Annotated in this window: 1 protein-coding gene; it reads left to right on the forward strand. The window is 41.4% G+C overall.

Annotated elements, in window-relative coordinates; translation table 11 throughout:
- Positions 1-17 precede the first annotated feature (17 nt).
- Positions 18-632 (forward strand): leucine-rich repeat domain-containing protein, encoded by a 615-nt coding sequence (locus tag ABWV72_RS21170; protein WP_353372964.1) that lies wholly within the window; start codon positions 18-20, stop codon positions 630-632.
- Positions 633-763: the final 131 nt, after the last annotated feature.

The raw sequence follows: 763 nt of genomic DNA on the forward strand, positions 1-763 counted from the left end.
TGAGCCAATGAGAGATCATGAGTAACTTCGAAATCAGGCAGGATGAAAATGGAATTGGTAAAGTCCTTATCCTTAAAGGAGAGTGGACTGATGAGGTTTCGTCTTACATGCAGGCAAACAATATATTTGCATTGAGGCTCACTGATTCGTTCGGCTTCAAGGGGCAGGATATAACCTTTCTTAGAAAGCTGGACTTTCTTCGAAGCCTTGAGATCTATTGCTGGGATGCAAAAGGAATAAAGGTTATTGAATCACTGCCTCAACTAGAGGTTCTTGGGCTGCAATATAAATCAGCACAGAAAATCGATTTGTCGGCATTCTCAAAGTTGAAAGTTGCATTAGTCACTTGGTCTAAAGGGTTGGGGTCGCTGCTTACTACTACATCGCTAGAAAAGCTTAATATTCAAAATTACCCGCATAGTGACTTGATGCCAATCTCTTCAATGTATGAGCTCAAAGAATTATACCTTACTTCAAGAAAGCTAGAGTCTTTGCGTGGTATCGAGCAATTGAATAAACTAGAAACATTAGATCTATACAATTGCCAAAACCTAGTATCGCTAGCGGGCACAGAAAATTGCCCTGATTTAAAAACAATTGAAACTGAGGCATGTAACCGTGTCAGCTCATAACAAAGCAATGTTGCGGAACTCCGTGTGCTGTCACGTTTTGTGCGAAGCACAAAAAGCGCCATCCCACTCCGTCCGTAAATTGCGGCGTTATAGCGCATAAGCCTTTCATATTACTGTTTAGCGCAAAGGCA

It is taken from the genome of Aliiglaciecola sp. NS0011-25 (assembly GCF_040370605.1).
Taxonomy (GTDB): Bacteria; Pseudomonadota; Gammaproteobacteria; order Enterobacterales; family Alteromonadaceae; genus Aliiglaciecola; species Aliiglaciecola lipolytica_A.

Bases quoted from the DNA above. Each gene is read 5' to 3' on its own strand.
- ABWV72_RS21170 (WP_353372964.1), top strand. From the start codon at position 18: ATGAGTAACTTCGAAATCAGGCAGGATGAAAATGGAATTGGTAAAGTC.